The organism is Chamaesiphon sp. VAR_48_metabat_135_sub, assembly GCF_031418915.1.
Lineage (GTDB): Bacteria > Cyanobacteriota > Cyanobacteriia > Cyanobacteriales > Chamaesiphonaceae > Chamaesiphon.
Genome location: NZ_JANOJV010000306.1, coordinates 1 through 7,845, shown reverse-complemented (window position 1 = coordinate 7,845; position 7,845 = coordinate 1). Strand labels below are relative to the sequence as shown.

The 7,845-nt window shown below is 46.1% G+C and carries 7 protein-coding genes and 1 pseudogene; 5 read left to right on the top strand and 3 right to left on the bottom strand.

Going from position 1 to position 7,845, the window contains the following annotated elements; genetic code table 11:
- A pseudogene (locus RMO55_RS20945) lies at nt 1-130 on the bottom strand (DNA recombination/repair protein RecA); the annotation flags it as partial.
- A gap of 489 nt (nt 131-619) precedes the next feature.
- On the opposite strand from RMO55_RS20945, the gene RMO55_RS20940 reads away from it, so the two are divergent.
- The 3 genes from RMO55_RS20940 to RMO55_RS20930 all read left to right on the top strand — a co-directional run bounded on the left by RMO55_RS20940 (nt 620) and on the right by RMO55_RS20930 (nt 2,339).
- Nucleotides 620-946: a DUF2605 domain-containing protein gene (locus RMO55_RS20940; protein WP_310429956.1), complete on the top strand. Its 327-nt coding sequence runs from the start codon at nt 620-622 to the stop codon at nt 944-946.
- Between the two features lie 155 nt (nt 947-1,101).
- On the top strand, nt 1,102-1,398 hold the full coding sequence (locus RMO55_RS20935) for a DUF2973 domain-containing protein (RefSeq protein WP_310429954.1): 297 nt from the start codon (nt 1,102-1,104) through the stop codon (nt 1,396-1,398).
- A 65-nt stretch (nt 1,399-1,463) separates the two neighbouring features.
- Nucleotides 1,464-2,339, top strand: a complete 876-nt coding sequence (locus RMO55_RS20930) for a DNA/RNA non-specific endonuclease (protein WP_310429952.1) — start codon at nt 1,464-1,466, stop codon at nt 2,337-2,339.
- Between the two features lie 128 nt (nt 2,340-2,467).
- Here the strand turns inward: RMO55_RS20930 and RMO55_RS20925 are convergent, their stop codons facing one another.
- Both RMO55_RS20925 and RMO55_RS20920 read right to left on the bottom strand, forming a co-directional pair.
- Entirely contained in the window at nt 2,468-3,328 is an 861-nt protein-coding gene (locus RMO55_RS20925) for a DUF455 domain-containing protein (protein ID WP_310429950.1), read from the bottom strand.
- 185 nt (nt 3,329-3,513) lie between these two features.
- Nucleotides 3,514-5,595, bottom strand: a complete 2,082-nt coding sequence (locus RMO55_RS20920) for a flavin-dependent dehydrogenase (protein ID WP_310429948.1) — start codon at nt 5,593-5,595, stop codon at nt 3,514-3,516.
- A 304-nt stretch (nt 5,596-5,899) separates the two neighbouring features.
- On the opposite strand from RMO55_RS20920, the gene RMO55_RS20915 reads away from it, so the two are divergent.
- Together RMO55_RS20915 and RMO55_RS20910 are read left to right on the top strand one after the other, a co-directional pair.
- Nucleotides 5,900-6,163: a glutaredoxin family protein gene (locus tag RMO55_RS20915; protein ID WP_310429946.1), complete on the top strand. Its 264-nt coding sequence runs from the start codon at nt 5,900-5,902 to the stop codon at nt 6,161-6,163.
- 75 nt (nt 6,164-6,238) lie between these two features.
- Nucleotides 6,239-7,723: a UDP-N-acetylmuramoyl-L-alanyl-D-glutamate--2,6-diaminopimelate ligase gene (locus tag RMO55_RS20910; protein WP_310429944.1), complete on the top strand. Its 1,485-nt coding sequence runs from the start codon at nt 6,239-6,241 to the stop codon at nt 7,721-7,723.
- Nucleotides 7,724-7,845 lie beyond the last annotated feature (122 nt).

Genomic DNA, 7,845 nt, shown 5'->3' with positions numbered 1-7,845 from the left:
TCTCTACCCGCATCCGAGTAGCATCACCAAGACGCATAATCGCCCCTTTCCCAAAAGATTTCTCGATCTGGTTGAGGACTAAATTGAGGGCTTTTTGTCTGTCTGGGCTATTTGTGATTTGGGTTGCCATTAAATTAGGGGTTAGGGGTTAGGGGTTAGGGGTTAGGGGTTTTAAACCTTAACTCAACAACTTTCCGCATCTAGAGGGGATTCGACTCTGAAAGTCGCAATGGGGGAATTAAAACCCGTGCAGGGTTAATACCTCTATAACAAGGGGGAAGTGAAATTACTTTAGCCTTAGTTTAACGACCAAAAGTTTGGTGCATAGGTACTATTATACCCTCGATCGAGTCCAAAAGTCAAAGTTCCATCATCTGCCATCTTTTAAAATACCCATTGACACCCCATTAGTGACCAATTCTAAATTTTCACATTAAGAATTGTAAAAAACAACTAGAATAGTCGTATGTAACAAATTTCTATTTTTAACCACTATTTATTAAAGGGGGAGGGGTGTGGGAGTGTAGGGGAGTAACGGAGTAAGAAACACACCCACACACCCACACCCCCACACCTCAACACCCCAACCCCCACACCTCAACACCCCAACCCCCCCCATATGAATCCCCAACCCTCAGAACAAGAACTACTCCAAACCATCCTCCAGCCTTTACTGGTAGACTTTGACTACTGGTTTAGTCGATCGAGTGAATTGCTAGAACGCCAACAGATTCCGTTTCTCAGTCCGATTGCCCAATCTGAACTACTCGATCGAGTCAAGCAAGCACAACAAGAGGTAACAGTTGCTAAACTATTATTTCAGGCGGTTGATGGACAAGCAGGGATCGAACCGAGTCAAATGGTTGCTTGGCATCGAATCGTGACAGAATGTTGGCATGTATCGATGCAATTAAGACAGTCGGAACAGTCTAAAATAGAAGAGTAAAAATTGTCACCCCTTGCGGTGAATTTCTCATAAAAGCTAAATTGACGATAGCCAATCTGGTTGCATAGTTATTACGAACCCAATTGGTGCCATCAGTCTGACAGAATGTCCGCGACTTTTTAATTGCTACTTCTATCCTTGTGTAGGACAGTGTCATGTTACAAATAATTTATCTAATTGCCTTCACCATCTTGGCATTTCTGGCGATCGGGAATCTAGTCCGAAGCTTAATCGGCTTTAGCACGGATGCGTCACAACCGAGGGCGATGACCAATCCCAATTTTCAAGGCTATAGTTATCGGACGGGTGCTGTACCACATCCTGAATTGCTAGACGATATGGGCAATGTCACCAATGAACCACTACTAATTATGAAGTCGATTAGCGTCGAGGATGCTCGTGCTAGATTGGATGCGCTGTATCATGATGATTCCTCTCGAGCGGAGGATTAGGTTTTGGGCTGTCTACGGATAGCGAGATACAATCGAGGGAAATTTCAACCCGAATCGAGATTTTAATGTTGACAACAGTGCGAAAAATAGCTTACCTACTAGTTTTGACGATCGCGGTTAGTTTAGTAGCCTGTCGCAATCCGAATATCCCATTCAATGGGGAAACGAAGGGAAATATCAATCTACTGATGGGCAACCCATCTCAAGCAACTAGTTCCCCTGGTAATTCGGAAAACTACCTGATTGCGCGTCCCCAGTACGCCCTCTCCTATTCCAAAAATAAAGGCATACCCAATTGGGTGTCTTGGGAACTCAATGCATCCTGGTTGGGAGATGCTCACCGCGTAGGTAAGTTTGCACCTGATGAAGAGTTGCCTGCGGGGTGGGAACGTATCAAGCCTGCCGATTATACTGGCAGTGGATTCGATCGCGGTCACATGACCAATTCAGAGGATCGCAGTCGTTCTCCAGAGGACAATATTCAGACTTTTTTGATGACTAATATCATCCCCCAGTCGCCAGATAATAATCAGGGGGTGTGGGTACAGTTAGAAAAATACTGTCGTCAATTAGTTAGATCTGGTAAAGAACTATTTATTATTTCCGGCGGACACGGACAGGGTGGCATTGGGAAAAATGGGCTAAAAGCGACTGTAGGGAATGGCAAAGTAGTTGTACCTGCAGTAACGTGGAAAGTGATTTTAGTGCTAGATAGACCAAATTCTGGTGTGGCTGGAGTCGATAAAAATACCCGCACGATCGCGGTCATCGTACCGAATAAGCAGGGGATTAAATCAGATTCCTGGCAACAATATATTACTTCGGTTAAAGATGTAGAAAAGCTAACTGGATATCAGTTTTTCACCAGTGTACCTGGAGAGATTCAGGAGGCGATCGAGGCAAAGGTCTATTCGCCAGATGCAAGTCTAAACCAACGATAGTAAGAATCGTAGATTAACCCAAGTTGCTGAGTCGAGTTACGATTCTGTACCTCTGACAAAAATTAGTATTTCTCTTGCCAAATCCCGAACCCCGAACTCCGAATCCCGAATCCCGAACTCATTTCCGCCTACTTTATAGATTTACCCAAAAACATGGGAATAAACTGAGTCACAAAAGCTTCAGGATCTCGGTTCCAAGCTTTTTGAGCGGCGGTGATGCGGACTTTTTGGAGTTCGGGATCGAGGATAGTTTCGGGAAGACGCGCCATGAGATACTGGGGACGCTCCCATAGTGGGAGAGTATTTACGACATCCATCAACTTATTTACTCGTCGCATTTCCGCACCAAACATGATGTCCATTCCCGACTCGTATGCAGCTTGTTCGATCGCGATATACTTACGTTTAGTTGCTTCGACTTTTTGACGATGGGCGGGACTTTGAGCGGCAATTTTAGCTAGCTGTTGATTACCCCACCGGACGTGAGCGATTTCTTCAGGGAAGATTTTCTCGATCGTTTCGCGAATTTTAATATTTTCTTCAGTTTTTGGAGCGGCTTTGAGCGCATGAATATGAGCTGCAAAATATTCACAGCCACGTTTTTCAGTGACATTAATCGCCGCTAATGCCGCAATCAGGGCATCTTCAGGATTGGTGTAATTTTCACTATCGATCAACCGTTCAAACTCATCGATATATGATACTCCTGGTGGGGTATTCAGCGGGCCACCAATATCGATTAAAAGATCGGTTAACCACATCGCATGACGGGATTCGTCGCTGACATGATGGGAAAGATCCCGAATCATTTCTGGGGGATTTCCGTTGAGTTTCTCGATTAATTCCGTCAGATCCTTACAACTACGTTGTTCGTTGTAGCGGTAACGATTGAGAGTCATCAGATGAATTTCTCGCTCGCGAACAACGCGCTGTAAAATGTCTCTGGCACTGAGATTGTTGCGGAGTTTGTGAGGGTAGGCAACTGTCATGATATTTATTCAGGTGTCTGTTTGTTTAAGAATTGTAACGTAATCGCCGGCAAAGGATCGGAGATTGCGAGGAGTATAAACCGCCTAGTATCGATCGACCAAATCTACTAGTGTTTCGATCGGGATTGACAGCGATCTCAATACTGAGTTTATTTCTACCACCCAGTATTAGGAAGAGGTAATTATTAATTATCAATTCTCAATTCTCGAACTGTGAGTGAATTAGTATCGATCCGGGGATTAGGTGGAAATGCTGGCGGTTGTGTGCCACTTCTGAGGCTGTAGCTGAAAGCTAATAGCCGCAACCACATGCGTGGAGATCTCGATTCTAACCAGGGTTGAATTTGGGTTGCTAAAGATGGAATCCAGCCAGCAAATAGGAAATTGACGATCGCATTCAATCCAAATACGATATAACTACCCAACCAGCGGAAGATATCTTTAGCTCCAGCAATTTTCCAGATCCACAATAGTAATAATGGATTCTGTTTGGCTGCTTTAAGCGCGAGGCGATTGAAGGTAATCCAATCTGTGCGATCTTTGATAAATGTATCGGCTACTTGTGGCGGTTCGTTTGCGAGTAAGCCGAAGAAGGTATTTAGCGTCGCATTAATCCGCGCTGGTGGTAACGCCATCCCAGTCGGTACCATCATCCCTTTAGAAAATAGCCAGGTGACGGCGACATTACTCTGATAGGCGCGAATTCGGCTGAGTGCGTCGGTATCTAACAGATCGTGTTTGAGGGCGGTATCGAGTAAGTGAGTTAGGCGCGGAAGGTTGCGAACGAGGGAACCAAATCCCGTGAAAATTAGCGGAGATTGGAGGGAAGCTGCATCACCGATCGCAATGAGTCGATCGAATGCTACCACTCGATCGCTACTACTAACTGTAAAATGTCCAGGAATATAACCGAATGTCGGTTTCCGCCACACCAATTTATCTACATCGCAGCGGCGATACTCTGGCAAAATTGTAAAGAAATCCTCATACATTTCTAGCAATGAGCCAGGATTTTCGGAGTTAACTTGATGATAGTGGAAGAGATAAACGGTGAGTTCTTCCCCTGCACCTGGAAATAATTCCCAGATTAATTGTCGCCCGCGCGAGATATCCCCGTGGGTAAATAATACATCCCCATATTTAGCATCCCACACCTCTGGCTCGAAGCCACTGGAGATCGCTGCACCCACTGTCGGACATACACTATCAAAAGCATGGATACCATTTAATTGCCATGCAATTGGGGAAGCCGTACCCATCGCATCTACTAGCAGTCTTCCCCGTGCGATTCGCGTTTTTCCCGTCGGCAAATGCTGGCTGGTAACGACCGTTTCTAGCTCCGAAACATCAGCGCGGCTAAATTCTGTCTCATCCCAGATTTCCCCACCTGCTTGGCGCAATTTGTCCCCGCAGACGCGCAATAATGCCTCGGCATCTAGACAAATATTCAACACTGTCGGTGTCGATAACACCTTCGCCTTACAATTGGGCGGATTATAAGCATCAAAAAACTTACTAAATCCATCCACATATTCCCGCGCAATTACGCTTTCAAATTCCGCAGGGGTGAATAAATTTAAGTCTATCAACCGTTGAAATTCATCGCGAGAAATATTCCATTCCCGATTCATTCGCCCAAATGGTAAACGTTCGAGCAATAGCACGCGATAGCCTAACCGCGCCATTACCGCCGCATGAATTACACCTAATGCGCCACCGATATAGATTAGGTCATATTTAGGTTGGTTATCTGTTGTTAAATGGGATGTATCATCGACGCGAAATAATACCTGTTTGGGTTCCTGGGGATTTTTGACACCTTCACGCCAGCGTTTTTCCCACCAATATACCCGTTGGAGATCTGCTTCCCCGTTGGGCATTTTTTGGAAGTATTTAACGGTGGTGGGGTAGTAAGGTTCGAGTGCTGCAAAAATTGACTGGTTGCTAAGATCGATTTCTGGCGGTGCGGGATGTGTAGCAGGAAATTCTTGGCGGATTTTGGCGATCAATTCTTTGAGGATCTGAGCTTCGCCAGATATCGATCGATCCGCCCAGCGAAAGACTTTGAGATATGTGGTTCTTTGCAACGTCCACACGAAGATCGATAATTCTGGGGTGGGAGTTGTTGCGTTATTTGGAAATTGCAGTCTCAATCCATCGGGGGTGATGATGATTGTACCTACTTCTGGCTGCCATTTTGTCTGCAACCACGATCGAACTCGATCGATCTCTGGGGTAGGTATTTCGATGTATAACAGCTCTTCCATCGTTGCGGGAGTGTGAGGGAGTAGGGGAGTGGGGGTGTGGGGGTGTATAAGCAAGTCTATTAGACTTGGGTTGAGATGGTGTTACCCCCCCCAACCCCCCCCCTTATAAAGGGGGGGCTTTTGCCCCCTCCCCTTGGAAAGGGGAGGGCTGGGGTGGGGTAAAGATCTACGCAGCAATTCAAACAAACTTGTATTAGGGGATGTGATGTCGAAAAAATTAGTCGATCGACACAGTTGGTTTAAGATCGACCGTCACCAGTTATTGTATTGTACTGAATAAGTTCGATCGTTTAGCTCAAATCCCATGCATTTAATTTTGTATAGCAAGGTAGGCTGTCATTTGTGTGAAGGCTTGCAAGAGAAGTTAGAGCAAATTACCGAGTTGGATATTCAGCTAGAAATTAGAGAAATTACGACTAATCCCGATTGGTTCGATCGCTATCAATACGAAATCCCTGTACTATATTTACAAGTTGATGGGGAAGAACGTCTGATTCCTCGTTTTTCACCTCGTGCTGGGGTTTCCCATGTGCAGCAAATTTTAAATCAGTTGACAGTTGACAGATAGTAGGGTGTGTTAGGCGATAGCCGTAACGCACCATCCCACAAGTATCAACCCGCCCCCACAGATTCTACCTCTCTTATGAAATTACGCGAACTTCTGTCTCAGAGCCAAATTAGTCATTCGAGCGAGCATCCAAATTTAGACTTAGAAGTAACTGGCTTAAAAACTAACTCCCACGCCTGTACTGCGGGAGATTTATTCATTGGTATGCCTGGAACTCGCGTTGATGGGGGTGAATTTTGGCAAGGCTCGATCGCATCAGGCGCGATTGGTGCGATAATTTCACCCACAGCAGCAGCCGTACATCCTGCCGATCCAGCTAATTGCGTAGTTATCGCTGAGGATATGGTAGCAGCTTGTGCTGCTCTGGCAGGGACTTTTTACAACCGTCCTGCTCATACGCTCAAAATGGTGGGTGTGACTGGTACCAATGGTAAAACCACTACCACGCACATTATCGAATATTTACTAGCTCAAGCCGATATCTCGACAGCCTTACTCGGTACACTGTATACCCGTTGGAAAGGTTATCAAAAAACAGCTACTCATACGACTCCCTTCGCTGTCGATTTACAGCAACAATTAGCTCTCGCGCTAACGGCTGGAAGTCAGGTAGCACTAATGGAAGTTAGTTCTCACGCACTGGATCAAGGGCGGGTAATGGGGTGTCCGTTTGAAGTGGGCGTATTTACCAATCTCACCCAGGATCACTTGGATTATCATGAGAATATGGAAAATTATTTCCAGGCTAAGGCGTTATTATTTAGCCCACAATACTTGACTGGACGGGCGATCGTCAATTTGGATGATGAGTATGGTAAAAGATTAATTAGTCAGATCCCTTCAGCACAAGTTTGGAGTTATAGTACCACCAATTCAAACGCCGATCTGTGGACGAGCGAATTAGAATATCAACAAACTGGAGTCAACGGCAAACTCCATACACCCCACGGTGAAATTTCCTTCAGTTCGCCCCTAGTTGGCGACTACAACCTCGAAAACTTCCTCGCCGCAGTGGGGACGAGTTTACACCTGGGCATGACCTTAGAATCGATCGTCGTGGCAATGGCGCAGTTCCCTGGCGTACCCGGACGAATGGAACGAGTCCAAATATCACCCCAACAAGATATCACGACGATCGTTGATTATGCTCACACGCCTGACAGCTTGGAAAGCTTACTCACTGCCGCACGTCCATTTATTCATGGTAAAGTGATTTGTGTATTTGGGTGTGGTGGCGATCGAGATCGCACTAAACGCCCTTTGATGGGTAAAATTGCCGCCGAGCTTGCGGATTTAGTCGTAGTAACATCCGACAATCCCCGCACCGAAGATCCCGCCCAAATCCTCAAAGATGTGGTAGCTGGAATCACCCGTACAGACGGCGTAGAAGTAATTGCCGATCGAGCCGAAGCCATCGCCCACGCCATTTCGAGCGCTCAATCTGGTGATGGAGTCCTAATTGCAGGCAAAGGACATGAAGATTATCAAATCCTCGGTACCGAAAAAATCCATTTCGACGATCGCGAACAAGCCCGCACCGCTCTGGGTAAGAGGTTTTAGGCTCGATCGCTTTAGGGGTATAAGGGTAAAGGGTAAAGGGTAAAGGGTAAAGGGTAAAGGGTAAAGGGTAACAAGTGTCTTCCACACCCCCACACCCCCACACCCCCACACCCCCACACCCC